Source organism: Clostridium sp. Ade.TY, from assembly GCF_000498355.1.
GTDB lineage: Bacteria > Bacillota > Clostridia > Clostridiales > Clostridiaceae > Clostridium.
On the sequence record NZ_AVSV01000028.1, the window covers coordinates 182,132 to 199,211 of the forward strand.

At 27.7% G+C, this 17,080-nt stretch carries 13 protein-coding genes and 2 pseudogenes; 2 read left to right on the forward strand and 13 right to left on the reverse strand.

Translation table 11 applies throughout. From position 1 onward, the window contains the following. Positions 1-77: 77 nt before the first annotated feature. Positions 78-1,073, forward strand: coding sequence for a sigma 54-interacting transcriptional regulator (locus tag O212_RS16060; protein WP_278244711.1), 996 nt, complete (start codon positions 78-80; stop codon positions 1,071-1,073). A 39-nt stretch (positions 1,074-1,112) separates the two neighbouring features. Here O212_RS16060 and O212_RS0111420 read toward each other — a convergent pair whose 3' ends face one another. The 9 genes and pseudogenes from O212_RS0111420 to O212_RS0111460 all read right to left on the reverse strand — a co-directional run bounded on the left by O212_RS0111420 (position 1,113) and on the right by O212_RS0111460 (position 12,873). After that, the gene (locus tag O212_RS0111420) at positions 1,113-3,707 is read right to left on the reverse strand and encodes an FAD-dependent oxidoreductase (RefSeq protein WP_024615240.1); all 2,595 of its coding nucleotides are present in this window, start codon (positions 3,705-3,707) and stop codon (positions 1,113-1,115) included. Positions 3,708-3,805: 98 nt separating this feature from the next. Continuing rightward, positions 3,806-4,840: a DMT family transporter gene (locus O212_RS0111425; protein ID WP_051373011.1), complete on the reverse strand. Its 1,035-nt coding sequence runs from the start codon at positions 4,838-4,840 to the stop codon at positions 3,806-3,808. Between the two features lie 324 nt (positions 4,841-5,164). Beyond that, complete coding sequence (locus O212_RS0111430) at positions 5,165-6,592, reverse strand: DEAD/DEAH box helicase (RefSeq protein WP_024615242.1); 1,428 nt, start codon at positions 6,590-6,592, stop codon at positions 5,165-5,167. Positions 6,593-6,691: 99 nt separating this feature from the next. Further along, positions 6,692-7,879 (reverse strand): [FeFe] hydrogenase H-cluster maturation GTPase HydF, encoded by a 1,188-nt coding sequence (gene hydF, locus O212_RS0111435; protein WP_024615243.1) that lies wholly within the window; start codon positions 7,877-7,879, stop codon positions 6,692-6,694. A 19-nt stretch (positions 7,880-7,898) separates the two neighbouring features. Beyond that, positions 7,899-9,293 (reverse strand): annotated as a pseudogene (hydG, locus tag O212_RS0111440) ([FeFe] hydrogenase H-cluster radical SAM maturase HydG); the annotation flags it as partial. A 17-nt stretch (positions 9,294-9,310) separates the two neighbouring features. After that, positions 9,311-10,690 carry a [FeFe] hydrogenase H-cluster radical SAM maturase HydG gene (hydG, locus tag O212_RS0111445; protein WP_024615245.1) on the reverse strand — a complete coding sequence of 460 codons (1,380 nt, stop codon included), beginning with the start codon at positions 10,688-10,690 and terminating at the stop codon, positions 9,311-9,313. A 21-nt stretch (positions 10,691-10,711) separates the two neighbouring features. Continuing rightward, positions 10,712-11,827, reverse strand: a complete 1,116-nt coding sequence (hydE, locus tag O212_RS0111450) for a [FeFe] hydrogenase H-cluster radical SAM maturase HydE (protein ID WP_024615246.1) — start codon at positions 11,825-11,827, stop codon at positions 10,712-10,714. A gap of 15 nt (positions 11,828-11,842) precedes the next feature. Next, positions 11,843-12,091, reverse strand: coding sequence for a TM1266 family iron-only hydrogenase system putative regulator (locus tag O212_RS0111455; RefSeq protein ID WP_024615247.1), 249 nt, complete (start codon positions 12,089-12,091; stop codon positions 11,843-11,845). Positions 12,092-12,360: 269 nt separating this feature from the next. Then, a complete protein-coding gene (locus O212_RS0111460; protein WP_024615248.1) occupies positions 12,361-12,873 on the reverse strand; it encodes a hypothetical protein in 513 nt (170 codons plus the stop codon). A gap of 169 nt (positions 12,874-13,042) precedes the next feature. Here O212_RS0111460 and O212_RS0111465 point away from each other — a divergent pair, with 169 nt between their 5' ends. Further along, on the forward strand, positions 13,043-13,930 hold the full coding sequence (locus tag O212_RS0111465) for a GGDEF domain-containing protein (RefSeq protein ID WP_024615249.1): 888 nt from the start codon (positions 13,043-13,045) through the stop codon (positions 13,928-13,930). A gap of 29 nt (positions 13,931-13,959) precedes the next feature. On the opposite strand, the gene O212_RS0111470 is transcribed toward O212_RS0111465, so the two are convergent. The 4 genes and pseudogenes from O212_RS0111470 to O212_RS0111485 all read right to left on the reverse strand — a co-directional run. Continuing rightward, entirely contained in the window at positions 13,960-14,853 is an 894-nt protein-coding gene (locus O212_RS0111470) for a DUF368 domain-containing protein (protein ID WP_024615250.1), read from the reverse strand. A 151-nt stretch (positions 14,854-15,004) separates the two neighbouring features. Next, positions 15,005-16,006, reverse strand: coding sequence for an inorganic phosphate transporter (locus O212_RS0111475; RefSeq protein ID WP_024615251.1), 1,002 nt, complete (start codon positions 16,004-16,006; stop codon positions 15,005-15,007). Next, positions 15,999-16,628, reverse strand: a complete 630-nt coding sequence (locus tag O212_RS0111480; protein ID WP_347452295.1) for a DUF47 family protein — start codon at positions 16,626-16,628, stop codon at positions 15,999-16,001. The genes O212_RS0111475 and O212_RS0111480 overlap by 8 nt, the downstream gene beginning before the upstream one ends. Before the next feature lie 277 nt (positions 16,629-16,905). Beyond that, positions 16,906-17,080 (reverse strand): annotated as a pseudogene (locus O212_RS0111485) (NADH peroxidase); the annotation flags it as partial.

The window sequence follows — 17,080 nt, forward strand, 5'->3', positions numbered from 1 at the left end:
TAAAAGAAACCAATAAATTAATAAATACATTAAATAAATTAACCACTCCACATGCTATTTATACTTTTGATAATATAATAGGTGATAGTCCTCAAATTAAAAAAGTTATAAAATCAGCAAAAGAGATTTCTAAAAGTCCATCTACAGTTTTAATAACTGGAGAAAGTGGTTGTGGTAAAGAGCTTCTTGCTCAATCTATACATAATGATAGTTTTAGAGCTTCAGAACCCTTTATCGCTGTAAATTGTGGAGCCATCCCAAAATTTCTAATAGAAAGTGAGCTTTTTGGTTATGAAGAAGGCTCATTTACCGGTGCAACTAAAGGTGGAAAAGCAGGTAAATTTGAACTTGCAAATGGTGGAACTATATTTTTAGATGAAATTGGAGAAATGCCTCTTGAAATGCAAATTCATCTTTTAAGAGTAATTCAAGAAGGTGTAATAACTAGAATAGGTGGAAAAACTCCAATAAAAATTGATGTTAGAATAATTACTGCAACTAATAAAGATCTTAAAGAAGAAATTAAAAATGGTAAATTTAGAAGTGATTTATATTATAGACTAAATGTAATTCCACTTCATATGCCACCTCTTAAAGATAGATTCGGTGATGTTCCAATTTTACTTGATTATTTCTTAAAAATAAAAAGTAAAAAACTTAATAAAGAAGTTCCTAAAATATCTAATAGGTTATTTAAAAAAATGATTTCTTACTGTTGGCCAGGTAATATACGTGAACTTGAGAATTGTGTTGAAAATATTGTTAATTTAAATGGAGAGACAAGTTATGAAATGAGCTTTGATGAATGTACTTGTCTGAAATATGATAATTTAGGAAATGAAATAGTTCATATTTGCGATGATGAAAATTGCCCAACTTGTAATATTCAAAAAACCGAAAATACAGATTGTCAACAAGAAGTGCTTTTATCAACTTTACTAGAAATTGAACAAAGAACAATAAAAAATACAGTAGATTACTTTGATGGTAATATGACAAAAGCAGCAGCAAGTCTTGGAATAAGTAGAAATGCCTTATACAATAAAATGAAACGTTATGGAATATCAAAATAAAAAAGCCCTTAGAGAAATTTTTCTCTAAAGGCTTTTCTATTACTTTTTATGAGCGTCAAATTTAATTTTTGTCTCTAATCTTCTACTCCACATTTCTTGTTCATCTTTATAACCTCTATCATATCTTCTATCTGAAGAATTATAAACATCTCCTTTAAACATAAGATCTAATATATGAACTGCGTCCTTTCCTGCAGCTTGCATAGTTCCTCTACATGAACCACAGTAAGTAACTACTGATTCCTCATTAAAATCATTTGCTCTTCTATTATATAGTTTTTCATAAAGCTTTGGATTTGAGCTACAAGCCATACCACCAACTCCACAACATCTAGTGTTTTTGCCATTATGTTTTATTTCTCTCCACTTGTATTTCATTTCATCAAGCATCCATCTTACACTTTCATGATGAGATATTACATCTCTAGTTACACAAGAATCATGTATATTAAATACAACGTCTGATTCTTCTCCTATAGCCAAAGCTTCCTCTGGAAGTCCTATTTCTTCTCTCATTAAATCCCAGTATGAAATTACTTTTTGATTTTTAGCAGTTTCTGAATAGACTTTATAACATGATGGACATATAGTTACTATAACCTCTGCACCCATTTCATCAAATTGATCTATAACTTTTTTGTTTATATCTAAGTATCTTTGCTTTTCTCCAACTAATAAAGATACTTTACCACAACATTGAAGTATTGCTCCAACATTTTCTTCTCCAAGTTTTTCTTTTAAATGATTTAACACTTTATCACAAGCATCTGGAATATAGGCTGGAACTGTACATCCTGGTACAAATACATACTTAGTTTTTTTAGCCTTTCCATTATCTGCTTTAACTTGAGTTGAATATTTTTCACTAGATTCTAATTCTTGTTGAGGTGCTACATATTCAAGTTCTTTAAGTGGTGCATATCCACTATTATCTTTTGCAAATTCTTCTTTCATCTCTATAAAATTATCTTTTATATTAAAATCTTTTGGACAAACTATTGTACATTGACTACATTGATTACAAGAATAAGCTATCATCTTATCCATATTTTCATAGCCTTTTTCTAAATATTCCTTAAATAATTTTTTAGGACACTCTGTATATTCTTTAAGCATTAAACATTCCTTCATGCAAAGTTTACACTCACATTGTCTACATCTGTCTGCTTCCCTTAAAGCTTCCTCTTTAGTGTATCCAAGTGAAACTTCATCAAAAGATTTAACTCTAGTTTCTGGATCTAATTCTCTCATATCTTCTCTAATTCTTACTATTTCATCCCAGTTAGTTGGCATGTCAAGTTTAGTTTCAAAACTCCATGTATCATCTAAATCTCTTCCTTCAGTTAAAGATTCATTATTTAAAAATCTTTTTACTGACTCTGCTGCTCTTCTACCTGTTGCCATTGCCTGAATAACTATAACAGATTCTCCTGATGCATCTCCAGCTATAAATACTTTATCATTTGATTTTGATTGAAGAGTTTCCTTATCACATTCAAATGTTGTATTTCTTCTTTGTTCAAGTTTTTCATCTGTAAAACTTCCATCAACACCTTGTCCAATAGCAAATACAATAGTATCTACTTCAATTTCTTTAGTATCATTATCATCAAATGTTGGACTAAACATTCCTTCTTCATTAAACATTGAAAGACATTTTTTAAGAATAACTTTTGAAACTCTTCCATTTTTATCTACTTTAATTTCTTTTATAGCTTCTGCATGATTAAATTTAATACCTTCTGATATAGCACCTTTTATTTCATGTTGTGATGAAGCCATCTTTTCAAAACTTTCTTCTAAACAAATTGAATACACATCTTCTACACCAGCTATTCTCTTAGATACTCTACAACAGTCCATAGCAACGTCTCCGCCACCTACTACTAAAACTTTTTTCCCAGCATCTTCAACATTTCTTGTAAGTGCTGCTTCCTTTAAATAAGAAGCTGCACTAAATACTCCCTTTGCATCAAAATTTTTTAAGCTTCTATCTACTCTTCCAATATGTTTACCAACTGCTACTATTACTGAATCAAATTCATTTATTAATTCATCAAATTTAATATCTCTACCAACCTCAACTCCAAGTTTAAATTTAACTCCTAGCTTATCTAAATAGCTTATTTCCTTTTCTAATATATTTCTTGGCAATCTATATTCAGGTATCCCAACCGCCATCATTCCACCTCTTACAGGTAGTTTTTCAAATATTGTTACATCAACACCTTCTCTTCTTAATTCAAGTGCTGATTGTAATCCTGACGGACCTGCTCCTATTATTGCAACTTTTTTGCCATTTTCAGGTTTTATATTTAAATCCCAATCTTCTTCATTATCAAAATTATCTGCTGCATATCTTTTTAAAGATGCTATTGCCATTGGACTTTTTCCTTCATTCCATTTACATTTCTTTTCACATGGATGAGCACATATTCTTCCAAGAGTTCCTGGTATAAAAAGATTTTCTCTTATAACTTTTATAGCCTCTTTACCATTATCTTCTTTAATTAATCTTACATATGTTTTTACATCTGTGTGCATAGGACAAGTAGCAACGCATGCTGCTTCAGAATCTCCCATACAGTTATCAACTATATTTTGCATATTATCTATAATTTCTTTTTTTAACATAAAAAACTCCTCCAATTGTTAACTCATAAAAAAATTCCGTACTTTCCATTTTTATTTTAATAAAGGAGATTTTTAAAATCTCCTTTATTAAATTTAAATTACATTAGTGTTTCTTGATTATCTAATAATTTATTATTTTTCTTGCCAAAAGACTTTGGATCTATTGCAAATATAAATACTCCAAGTACTATTACAAATCCCCATAATACTAATGACCCTGTTATTTTTTCTCCAAATAATATTGCACTAAAAACTATTGTCCAAAGTGCTGCTGTACTATTTAAAGCTGTTCCCATAGATGCTCCTATTAGATCAACTGCTTTATACCATGCTAAATATGTAATTGCTCCAAGTATTGCAATTCCTGCATACTTAAATATTAATCCACTTTGTACAATATATCCTGCAAGTGGATATCCTTTAATTAAAGGTAATACTATAACGGCATATGAAATCATTGAAATAAAATATCTAAGTCCTAAAAATTGTTGAGGTGTTGCATCTATGTGATCCTCACCCTTTATATGTTTCATTGCAAATCCAATAATAACTCCTTCAAGCGCCCATCCAAATACTGCAATTACAGCAAATAAAACACCTTTTAAGAAAGTAGCTGGAACATCCCCAGGATTAAATCCTAACATAAATGATCCAAGTAAACTCACTGCTATACCTATTACTGATCTAATTGATAATTTTTCCTTTAATATAAGATATGATAATATAGCTCCAACACCTGGGTAAATTACTGAAATACTTGATGCATATGGTGCTGTTGCATATTTAATTCCTAAAAGATATGCACTCATTCCAATTGGTGAACCAACTAATGCAGCAATGGCAGCTGCTTTTCCTTTTTTAGTTTTGAAAAGAAGATAAAAAACATGTTTTAATTGTTTTTTAAATATTAAAAATAATGCTACCCATACAAAACAAAAACTTTCATGGAAAAAAGCAGTTACAAGTGGTGAAAACTCAAAACTTATTTGAGAAACCCCTTGGCTTAAAGCAAAAAGTTTATCTGTAAAAATTGAGTCTCCTCCAACTCTTCCCATTAATACTCCATCTAATCCCCATGCAAGTCCAACTAATATACCAAACATAAGTCCTTTTCTAAATTTTTTGTTATCCATTTTAGATACATTCCTTTCACTTTTATAAATTTTTATCCATTTTAATATATAAGCAATTTCCATGCCAACTTTTTAAAATCAATTGTTTGTTAAATTTATATCTATCTTTCTTTCTTTGTATCATTAATAATTACACTTTAATAACATAAAAAGTGTAATTATTAATTACACTGTAATTTTAAATTACACTTTTTTTAAATTTCTAATTGTAACTATAAAATATATAACATTAGAAATCTTATTAAAAAATAAAAAAAGGTATAAATTGTTATATAAATAACAATTTATACCTTTTTATGAAATAATTATTTGAATCTTAAATATTTATTTTTTAGCTATTTCAACTCTTAACTTTTTGCCTTTTATAGTTTTTTCTTTTAATCCATTAATAACTTTTTTACCTTTATTATTAAGTATTTCAACTGTAGATCCCATATCTTTAATATCAATTATACCTACATCTTCTTTTTCAACACCTTCAATACTCATTATAGTTCCAACTATATCAATTGCTCTTATCTTTTTCTTTTTTCCACCATTTAAATATATTTTAGTTATATTTTTATTTAATTTCTTTGTAATTTTTTTAATTTCAGGTTTACTTTTTAGAACATTTATACTTTCTTCTATATTTGAATTTTCACCTTCTTTATAGTCTTCTATTTTAAAACCTATATATTCTTCTATTCTATCTAAATATTTATTTTCAAAAGGAGTCATAATAGTTATTGATTTACCACTTCTCCCTTTTCTTCCTGTTCTACCTATTCTATGAACGTAACTTTCTTTCTCAACTGGTATATCTATATTTATTACATGAGTTACATTATCTACATCAATACCTCTTGAAGCTATATCAGTTGCAATTAATATTCTAAAATTTCCTTCTTTAAACTCATTCATCTTTTTTGTTCTATCTTTTTGTAACATATCACCATGTATTTTATCTATTGAATATCCTTTTCCTTTAAAATACTTATATGCTACCTCTACATTTTCTTTTGTTCTACAAAATATAATTGCAGTTTCAGGTTTCTCTTTTATTAGAATATCATTTACTTTATTAAGCTTTTCTTTTCCATCTACTTTAACTAATCCATGAGTTATTGTTTCAGTTACTAGTCCTTGTTTCTCTACAGTTATCTCTATAGGTCTATCCATATACTTTCTACTTAATTCTTTAATTTTATCATTAATAGTTGCAGAAAATAGCATAGTCACACGTCTTTTAGTTATTCTTCTAAATACACCTTCAACTTGACCAATAAAACCCATATTAAACATTTCATCAGCTTCATCTATAACTAAATATTTTAAAAGATTTCCATTTAAAGTTCCTTGATCTAAATGATCCAAAACTCTACCTGGAGTTCCAACTACGAAATGAACTTTCGCTTTCAAATTTTTTTCTTGCTCCTTAAAGGATTCCTTTCCAACTAATGCTACTGCATTAATTCTTTTATATCTTCCTATACTTGAAATATCATCTCTTATTTGCATAGCAAGTTCTCTAGTTGGCGCTAATATTAAAACTTGTGGCTTATTTTCTTCCCAATCTATCTTTTCACATATAGGGATTAAAAATGCAGCTGTCTTTCCACTACCAGTTTGAGATTTAACTATTAAATCTTTCTTTAAAAGACCTTCTTTAATTACTAAGTCTTGAACATTTGTAGGTTTTGTATATCCTAAATCATTTAATGCATTGATTATTTCTTTACTTAAATTAAATTTTTCAAATTCATTTTTCATAAGTTCTCTCCATTATTTTTATTTTACCTATTTAATATACCATAAATAATTTTACTAACCAAAAAAAGAATGGTTTAAAACCATTCTTTTTATAAAATATTATATTAAATTTTCTGTGGATCTGTCTAATATTCCAGTTAAAAATGCAAGAATAATCCCATAATTTGTTATAGGAACTTCTTTATCATTACACACTTTAACTCTATTTAAAACAGTTTTTCTATTTATCATACATGCTCCACAATGAATTATTAAATCATATTTTTCTATATCTTCTGGAAAATCATGTCCTACTCTAAATTCAAAATTTAATTTTCCTCCAACATATTTTTCTAAAAGTTTTGGAATCTTAACTCTTCCTATATCTTCATGAGATACATTGTGAGTACAACTTTCAGATACTAAAATATTTGCTCCAGGTTTTAATAATCTTATTTTATTAACCCCATCTACAAAAGCCTTTAAATCACCTTTTTGTCTTGCAAATAATATAGAAAAACTTGTAAGTTTAATATTTTTTGGAACCATTTCACTAACACTTTTAAAAGCTTGTGAATCTGTTATAACTAAATCTATATCTTTTAAATCAGAAAGAGCACTTATAAGTTCAGTATCTCTAACTACATAGCTCTTAATTCCATTATCTAAACAATCTCTTATAACTTGCACTTGAGGAAGTATAAGTCTTCCTTTAGGAGCTTCTGAATCTATAGGTACAACTAAAATAACTTTACCACCATAAGGTACTAAATCTCCAATTAATGATTTTTCTGAATCTTCTTTTTCTAATATTTTTACTAAAGCTTCTTTTATATCTTCTATTCCTACATTAGTAATTGTAGATGTACATATAACATCTTTATACTTATCTTGTAATGTTTCTACAATTTCTTTACTTGCAACTTCAGCTTTGTTTGCTGCAACTATAAAAGGAATATTATATTTTAAAGCTTCAATCTTCCATTTGTTAAAAGATTCAAAGTCTGGACTTGAAGCGTCAAGAACGAATATAGCAACATCTGTCTTTTTTAATACTTCCATTGTTTTTTTCATTCTAAGATTTCCAAGTTCTGATGTATCTTCAAGACCTGCTGTATCTATTAAAAGTACTGGACCAACTGGTATAAGCTCCATAGCCTTTTGTACTGGATCTGTAGTTGTTCCCATAACTTCTGATACTAAAGACATTTCTTGTCCTAATATTTTATTCATAAGTGAAGATTTACCACTATTTGTATTACCAAATATAGCAATATGTTTTCTGTTTGCATTAGGTGTATTGTTCATATTAGTCATCTCCTATTATTTACATGAAAAGATCTCTCTTTCCTTCTTTTAACTTCTTTATATTGTTTAAAACTATATTTTTAGTCTTTTCATTTTTTATTGCATTTGCAGCTACATCTGCATTTTTTAAAGCTTTTTCTTTAAATTCTTCATCACCATAATCTAAAGCATATTCAACAAGAGTTGTTATTGCATTTGGTTCACATACATTTTGTATTTCACCTGACTTTGCAAGTGCCATAAATCTATCTCCTGTTCTTCCAGTTCTATAGCATGCAGTACAATAACTTGGTATATATCCATCATCTAATAACTCTTTTATAACTTCAAGAGGAGTTCTTTCATCTGAAGTTTCAAATTGCTTATCTTCAGTTCCATTTTCTTCTCTATCTTTATATCCACCAACACCTGTGCTTGATCCTGCTGATACTTGTGATACTCCATATCTTAATACTTCTTTTCTCATAGCAGCATTCTCTCTTGTTGAAAGAATTATTCCTGTAAATGGTACCGCAATTCTAAGTACTGCAACTATTCTTTTAAACATATCATCAGTTAAAAGGTATGGGAAATTTTCCATAGTCATTCCACTTGCCTTTTTAAGTCTTGGAACTGATATTGTATGGAATCCAACTCCAAACTTTTCTTCTAAATGTGCATTATGCATCATAAGACCTAATACTTCAAATTTAGGATCTGCTAAGCCAAATAATGCACCACCACCAACATCATCTATACCAGCTTCCATCGCTCTATCAAAAGCAGTTAAATGATATTCATAGTCTCCTTTTAATGATTTTGGATGCATTTTTTCATATGTTGGTTTATGGTATGTTTCTTGGAATAATATATATGTTCCAATTCCTGCTTCTTTTAACTTTTTATAATTTTCAACAGTTGTCGCTGCAATATTTACATTTACTCTTCTTATTTCTCCATTTTCATTTTGTGTATCATATATTGTTTTTAAACATTCTAATACATATTCAATAGGAGCATTTACTGGATCTTCTCCAAGTTCTAAAGCTAATCTTTTATGTCCCATCTTTTCTAAGATTTTAACTTCTTCTCTTACTTCTTCTTGTGTTAGTTTTCTTCTCTTAAACTTATTACATCTTTGATACCCACAGTAAACACAATTATTTACACAATAATCACTTACATAAAGAGGGGCAAACATAACTATTCTTTTCCCATATATACTTTCTTTTATTTCGCCAGCTAATTTATACATAGAAGAAACTACTTCCTCATCTTCTACTGATAAAAGTATTGCTATATCTCTATAGCTTAATTTTTCTTTTTTTCTAGCTCTTTCTATTACATCTTTTGCTTCTTCTATACTTGGATTTTTTGTTTCCTCTAAAATTTTGTAAATTAGTTCGTGATTTATAAACATTATACTCCTCCTCGAGTGATTTTTATATTATCTTATAAATAAATATCTCTTTTTCCTTCTTTAAGCTTTTCAATATTACTTAATGTAATTTCTCTAGTTTTTTCATTTTTTATTTCACTTGCTATTTTTTTTGCTGTACTTATTGCTTTTTCTTTAAACTCTTCATCACCATAATCTAAAGCAAATTCTACAAGTGTAGATATGGCATTAGGTTCACACACATTTTGTATTTCACCTGACTTTGCAAGAGACATGAATCTATCTCCTGTTCTTCCTTTTCTATAACATGCAGTACAATAACTTGGTATATATCCATCTTCTAATAATTCTCTTATTGCCTCTAATGGCTTAACTTCATCAAAAAGCTTAAATTGTTCATCATTTTCTTGATTCATTTCTCTTTTTTTATATCCACCAACAACAGTACTTGATCCTACTGATATTTGTGATACTCCATACTTTAATAATTCTCTTCTTATTTCTTTAGGTTCTCTTTCAGTAATCATCATTCCTGTAAATGGAACAGCGATTCTAATAACTGCAACTACTCTTTTAAACATTTCATCAGTTAAAAGATTTGGTAACTCTTCCATTGTAACACCTTTTGCTTTTCTTATTCTTGGAACTGATATTGTATGGAATCCAACTCCAAATTTTTCTTCTAAATGTGCATTATGCATCATAAGTCCTAAAACTTCAAATCTTGGATCTGCAAGTCCAAATAGGACTCCAGCACCTACATCTTCTATTCCAGCTTCCATCGCTCTATCAAAAGCAGTTAAATGATATTCATAATCACTTTTTAATGAATTTGGATGCATTTTTTCATATGTTGGTTTATGATATGTTTCTTGAAATAATACATATGTACCAATTTCTTTATCTTTAAGCTTTTTAAAATTTTCCACTGATGTGGCAGCTATATTTACATTAATTCTTCTTATTTCACCATTTGCATTTTGAGTTTTATACATTGTATCTAAACATTCTAAAACATATTCAATAGGGGCATTTACTGGATCTTCTCCAAGTTCTAAAGTTAATCTTTTATGTCCCATCTTTTCTAATAGCTTTACTTCTTCTGCTATTTCTTCTTGAGTTAATTTTTTTCTTTTAAATGAATTACATCTTTGATATCCGCAGTAAACACAATTATTTACACAATAATCACTTACATATAATGGGGCAAATATAACGATTCTCTTACCATATATGCTTTCTTTTATTTCTCCTGCAAGTTTAAAAATTTCTTTTTCAATTTCTTTATCTTCAGTAGCTAAAAGTATAGCAATATCTCTATAATCTAATACTTCTCTTCTCTTTGCCCTTTCCATTACTTCTCTTGTTTCTTCTATGCTTGGATTTTTTGTATCCTCTAAAATACTATTTATTAATTGGTGATCTATAAACATTTTCTTTCCTCCTAAGTGACTTTAATTCAAGAATAAATATTTTTTTGAATTCAAATCATTAAGAGCATCATCTTTATTATATTTATTTTCTTTAAGCCAACTTACGTTATCTCCTCTACTTACTTCAACTTCATATCCAAAATTTCTCATTCTTTTTTCTATACAAAGTCTACATTCAGCAGCTTCATCTCCAGTGCATATTTTTCCATCATACAATGCATATTTTTCTCTTACTTCTGTTGGGGAAAGGTTTGGCATTACAACATTTCCGCCTGCTTTTATTCCCTTTTCACGACCTAATGGATCAACACTACCTAATGCAGTACTTGCTGGAAGTAAAAGATCTGGCTGTAATAATCTAAGAAGTGCAAGCATTATTACAGTCTTTTCTAAAGTTCCACCTTTTTCCTTGCCAAGTGGTGTATCTTTTTGCGGAATAAATGGTCCAATTCCACACATAGCAGGTTCAAATTCTTTTATAAATAATAAATCATTTACTAAATCTTCATTTGTTTGACCTGGAAGACCTACCATGAATCCTGCTCCAGCTTGATATCCTATTTCTTTTAAGTTTCTAAGACATTGCATTCTTTCTTCAAAAGATGCTCCTGGATGAAGTTTATCATATAATTCTTTTGTAGCAGTTTCATGTCTTAATAAATATCTATCAGCTCCAGCTTCAAACATTTTCTTATATGATTCATAACTTCTTTCTCCTAAAGACAAAGTTATTGCATTGTTTGGATATCTTCTTTTTATTTCTTTTATTATTTCTACCATTTTTTCATCTGTAAAATATGCATCTTCTCCACCTTGTAATACGTAAGTTTTATATCCTAGTTTATCTCCTAATTCAACACATTCCATAATTTGATCAAATGTTAATCTATATCTATCGGCATTTTTATTACTTCTTCTTATTCCACAATAAGCGCAATCTTTTTTGCAGTAATTAGTAAATTCTATAAGACCTCTCATATAAACTTTATTATCATAATTTTGCATTCTTATTTCATTTGCTTTTTCACTTAAATATTCTTGTTCTTCTAAAGTTATGTTGTCTAACAAATATAAAAGTTCCTCTTTTGTGGCATTATGTTCTTTATATAATTTATCAATAATGTCTCTTACTTTCATCTTTCTCCCTTTCTTTTATATCTCTTTTTTTGCTATGGCTGTTTTCACTGTTACTCCATTTATATTTCCAAGTTTTCCAGTTAAACTATTTATATCATTAAGTTCTCCTATAACTGTTAATGATATAACTGAAATTCCATAATCAAATGGTATTCCCATTCTACCCCTAATACTACCTCTAAAGTCTGCTACTATAGAATTAAATTGTTCTTGGCATAGCTTCGGATCTTCAAGAATTGCACTTATTACTGCTATTTTTTTCACTTATATTACCTCCAAAATAAATAAAAGCTGATTTCTCTAAAATAAATAGAAAATCAGCTTAAAATATGTACACAAATAATAGGTATTATAATATTTATAAAATGCCTATGTTCGTTTTACTTAAGTATTTAATTAGCCTTTTTTCTTCTAGATTAGATTACTCTTTTCTATTAGATATTTTTAACTTAAAACAAACAAATATAAAAAGATACATTTTTCTCTCTTAATATTTGAATTACTTAATCATTATAATATATTTTTCTAAATTTTTATATACCTAATTTAACTAAAACGCTATCTATTATTTGTTTTCTTTTTTCAGTTAAATATTCTCCATAATAATCTTTCTCTTCATTTATATTATCTATATATACTAAAAAGAAGTTATCAAATTCCCATTTATAAGTTTTTTCTATTTCTTTTACTATTTCTCTAAACTCTTCAATAGAATTACTTTTTTTAAATTTTCTTATTTTACTATCTAAAGAAGTATTATATTGTTTTATTTTTGATACTATTCTTTGTATCATTTGTTTTTTATTTTTCAGAAAATATTTTTCAAATTCTATTTTTAATGAATTTAATTCTGAAATTTCATATCTTCTTCCTTCTACATTAATATCTGCTTCTCCTTTATAAAATAAATTACTTATTATTTCTTCAACAAGTTTTTCAGGACTATCTATATTATTTAAATAATCTTTTCCTCCAACTATTTCTATAGACTTTTTTAAATTTTTTACTGATTCTTCTAACTTTCTATCTTTTAACTCAATAATCATATATTTCTCTCCTAATTGTAATAATAGTATACTATTATTATAATTGTGAAAAAAAGCCTTGTCTATAAATGCTTTATGTTAATTTATTTTGATAAAATTTGTCTATATAGTATAATATTATAGTGTATTATTATAAAATTTAATCATATTGATTAGTAAGGGGTTTTTTATGAATTTACTTGATGAAATTAAAAATAAATTATCACACTTTAAAAACTTATATGATGTAATTAGACTTATCGACCCTGTTAATTCATCTGTAATAACTACATCAACTAGTGAAAATGATAATAAGCAATTTGAACCAATATCCTGTTATAAATTTTGGAATAAAAATCAAAAATGTAAAAACTGTATTTCTTTAAATGCTTATTTAAAACAAGATACATTTGTAAAATTAGAATTAAAGGAAGATAAAATATTTTTAATAATTGCTACACCATTTGAATATAATGATAAATTATATATAGTAGAGCTTCTAAAAGACATATCAAAAAATAGCTTCGTAACAGATAATTCTCATAAAATAAAAGTTGAAGAATTAATATCTAACATAAATGAAAGCTTATATAAAGACGAACTTACAGGTGCATATAATAAACGTATAATTTATGAAAAATTAAATAAATTACTATCAGATACTAAAAAAAATTCATCAATTTCTTTATTAGTTATTGATTTAGACTACTTTAAAGATATTAATGATTTATATGGCCATATTATTGGAGATAATGTATTAAAAGATTTTTCTTCATTAGTTTTTTCTTGTCTTAAAGATAATGACTTATTTGGAAGATTTGGTGGCGAAGAGTTTGTAGTAATACTTGATAACTATACAATTGCAAATACTGAAAAAGTTGCTGAAAAAATACGAAAATCTATTGAATCACATTCATTTGAATATAATAACATAAAAATAAATTTAACTTGTAGTATAGGAGGCTATATTCTATACAATAGAAACATTTCAGATAATGATTTTTTAAATTTAGCTGATAGAAACTTATATTTAGCTAAAAATAGTGGAAGAAATAAGGTTTATATTACTTCACAATAAAAAAACTACTGCAAAATGCAGTAGTTTTTTTATTTTAAATTTTTCTTTTCTAATTGAACTTTTAATCTTTCTAATAAAACTATTATAGCTCCACCTATTATAAAATAAACAATACTAAATGTGCTCATATCCATTGGAGGTTTTGGAACTTCTAATGAAGTAGGTCCCATAAATACAGCATATAAAGAACCTATCATAAGTCCTAATATACAGTAAATGGTTTGAGACCTATAATGTGAAAGTGCATACTTTACTCCTTTTATAGTAACTGCTATACCAGTTAAAACTCCAACTCCAAATATTATAACTACAGGTAAGTAATCAAAGTTGAACTTTAAAACTTGTTTAACTGCTCCAAGAACCGGTGCATAAAGACCAAATATTAAAAGAATAGTTGAACCTGATATTCCAGGTAAAACCATAGCTGATATTGCAATCATAGCTGAAACAAATACATATATTGAAAGTCCTATATTTAAACTTTCTACTGACACTACAACACCTGAACCACCTGATGCTGGATTAAAATAAGTTATTCCTGCAACTATAAGTATACCTATTATTAAAAATATTATATTTTTATATTTACCAACAATACTTTTTCTCTCTTCCTTAAATATTATTGGTATTGCAACAATTATAAATCCAACAAATAATGAACTTATTTCATAAATATGCTCATTAAAAATTGAAGTTATAAATAATACAGATAATACAAAACCTGTAATCCAACCAATACCTAATTTAATTAAAAACTTAATAGCTTCAATTCTTTTTTCCTTATTTCCAGTTACAACATCATTCAGTGAATTTATAAACTTATCATAAAATCCTAAAATAAATGCTATAGTTCCTCCTGAAACTCCAGGTACACTATCAGCTAGTGCCATACAAAAACCTCTTATAAAATTTATAATATACATTTAATCTCTCCTCTTATTTGTATATGTTTATATTGTGTATGTTTGTCACAAATTATATTTTACAATTTTTTCTTACAAAAATCTACTTTTTCAAGCTATTCTTAAGAAAATTAAAAGAGACAAGTAAATCCTCATCTCTTTATATTATTAATTACATTATTATCTTTAAAAGTTCTACTACTACACCTGCTATTATAGCACTTAAAGGTACTGTTAAAATCCAAGCCCATATAATATTTTTTGCGACTCCCCATTTAACTGATTTTATATTTTTTGAAGCTCCAACTCCCATTATAGTTGTTGTTATAACTTGAGTAGTACTTACAGGTGCATCAAATAATGTTGCACCAAGTATTGAAGTAGCCGCTCCCATTTGAGCTGCAAATCCACCTACTGGAGTAAGCTTTGCCATACCACTTCCCATTGTTTTTATTATTTTTTTACCACCAATGGATGTACCAAGTGCCATTGCAAGTGCACATCCTGCTATTACCCAAGTTGGAACTTCAAATGTACTTATAAGTCCACCACTTAAAAGTGCCATAGTAATAATCCCCATTGATTTTTGTGCATCATTTGCACCATGGTTAAGCGCCATAAATGCTGATGCTAATATTTGAAGTTTTTGAAATAGTTTATTGATTCCTCTTGGTTTAAATGGTTTAAGTATCCAGTTTAATATAACCATTACTATGTATCCTAAAACAAATCCTATCGCTGGTCCAAGTACTAACCATACTATTACATGATCAAATACATTTGCCCATTGAACAACATGAAAAGATCTGTTATATACTATCCCTCCACCAATAAGTGATCCTATTAATGCGTGAGATGAACTACTTGGTATTCCAAAATACCATGTTATTATGTTCCAGATTATACATGAGATTAACACCCCAATTAGAACCCATTGTGGCATATAGTTATGACTTACTATATCATCACCAACAGTTTTGGCAACTGCAGTTCCCATAAATGCACCTAAAAAATTAAATATAGCACAAAGAAGTATTGCTGTTTTAGGCTTTAATGCTCTTGTTGTTATTGTTGTAGCAACTGCTGTTGCTGTATCATGAAATCCATTTATAAAATCAAAAGATAAAGCTAAAACAACTATAGCTATTGTTATTATAATCGCTGTACTAGGCATTCTTCATTACAACTCCTTCAACTATAGCCGCAACTTTTTCACAATCATCCAAAGTCGTTTCTAAAAGTGTAACTATTTCTTTCCATTTTATTATTTCTAAAACATCTTCACCACTTTTAAATAAATTTGTTATTGTTTCTCTATAAAGTAAATCTCCATTATGCTCTATAGAATTTATTTTCTTTATTTGCTCTACTATTCTGTTATTTTTCTTTCCTATTTTCTTAAGTTCTTCCATTAACTTAACAACTTCTTCAGTAACCTTTTCAATCATTTCACACATTTTTATAGCTTCTTTTTTACTTACCTTTACGTCATACATTGTAAGCCTACTTCCTGCTGAATCGATTGAATCTAATATGTTGTCCATTTTCTTTATTAACTTATAAATATCTTCTCTATCTAGAGGTGTTATGAAAGCATCTTCAAGTTCTAATATGCTATCATGAACTATTTTATCTCCCTTATGTTCTAGACTTCCAATTTCTTTAGAAATTTTTTCTTTGTTTTCTAATTCAACAAATCCTCTTTTTAGCAATTTAGCAGCTTCGTGAATATTTTTAGCCTCTTCAACAAACATTTCAAAAAATTTATCTTCTCTTGGATTTAAATTGAACATCATTGTCACTCCTTATTAACATATACGGTTTGAAACCGTTCCTTAATAAGTATAATCGTTACTTTTTTTTATTTAAATGGTTTAACCTTTTTGTTAACGCATTGTTTCATTTTTTAACCTAAATTTAATATAACTTTATTTTTATTTAAATTTGTAAACGTTTATAAATATTTTTTTCATAATAATTTCCACATAAAAAAAGTTACATTAAATATCTAAATTTAATGTAACTTTAAATGTATAATTATAGGAAGTTTGTGAACTTTATTAATGATTTATATTAACCAAAGTATCTATCTAGCACACCCTTGAATGCTTGACCATGTCTTGCTTCATCTTTACACATTTCGTGTACTGTGTCATGAATTGCATCTAAATTTAATTGTTTAGCAAGTGTTGCTAATTCTTTCTTTCCTTCGCATGCTCCAAATTCTGCATCTACTCTTGCTTGTAAG

Bases quoted from the DNA above. Each gene is read 5' to 3' on its own strand.
- O212_RS0111420 (WP_024615240.1), bottom strand. From the start codon at position 3,707: ATGTTAAAAAAAGAAATTATAGATAATATGCAAAATATAGTTGATAAC.
- O212_RS0111425 (WP_051373011.1), bottom strand. From the start codon at position 4,840: ATGGATAACAAAAAATTTAGAAAAGGACTTATGTTTGGTATATTAGTT.
- O212_RS0111430 (WP_024615242.1), bottom strand. From the start codon at position 6,592: ATGAAAAATGAATTTGAAAAATTTAATTTAAGTAAAGAAATAATCAAT.
- hydF (WP_024615243.1), bottom strand. From the start codon at position 7,879: ATGAACAATACACCTAATGCAAACAGAAAACATATTGCTATATTTGGT.
- hydG (WP_024615245.1), bottom strand. From the start codon at position 10,690: ATGTTTATAGATCACCAATTAATAAATAGTATTTTAGAGGATACAAAA.
- hydE (WP_024615246.1), bottom strand. From the start codon at position 11,827: ATGAAAGTAAGAGACATTATTGATAAATTATATAAAGAACATAATGCC.
- O212_RS0111460 (WP_024615248.1), bottom strand. From the start codon at position 12,873: ATGATTATTGAGTTAAAAGATAGAAAGTTAGAAGAATCAGTAAAAAAT.
- O212_RS0111465 (WP_024615249.1), top strand. From the start codon at position 13,043: ATGAATTTACTTGATGAAATTAAAAATAAATTATCACACTTTAAAAAC.
- O212_RS0111470 (WP_024615250.1), bottom strand. From the start codon at position 14,853: ATGTATATTATAAATTTTATAAGAGGTTTTTGTATGGCACTAGCTGAT.
- O212_RS0111475 (WP_024615251.1), bottom strand. From the start codon at position 16,006: ATGCCTAGTACAGCGATTATAATAACAATAGCTATAGTTGTTTTAGCT.
- O212_RS0111480 (WP_347452295.1), bottom strand. From the start codon at position 16,628: ATGATGTTCAATTTAAATCCAAGAGAAGATAAATTTTTTGAAATGTTT.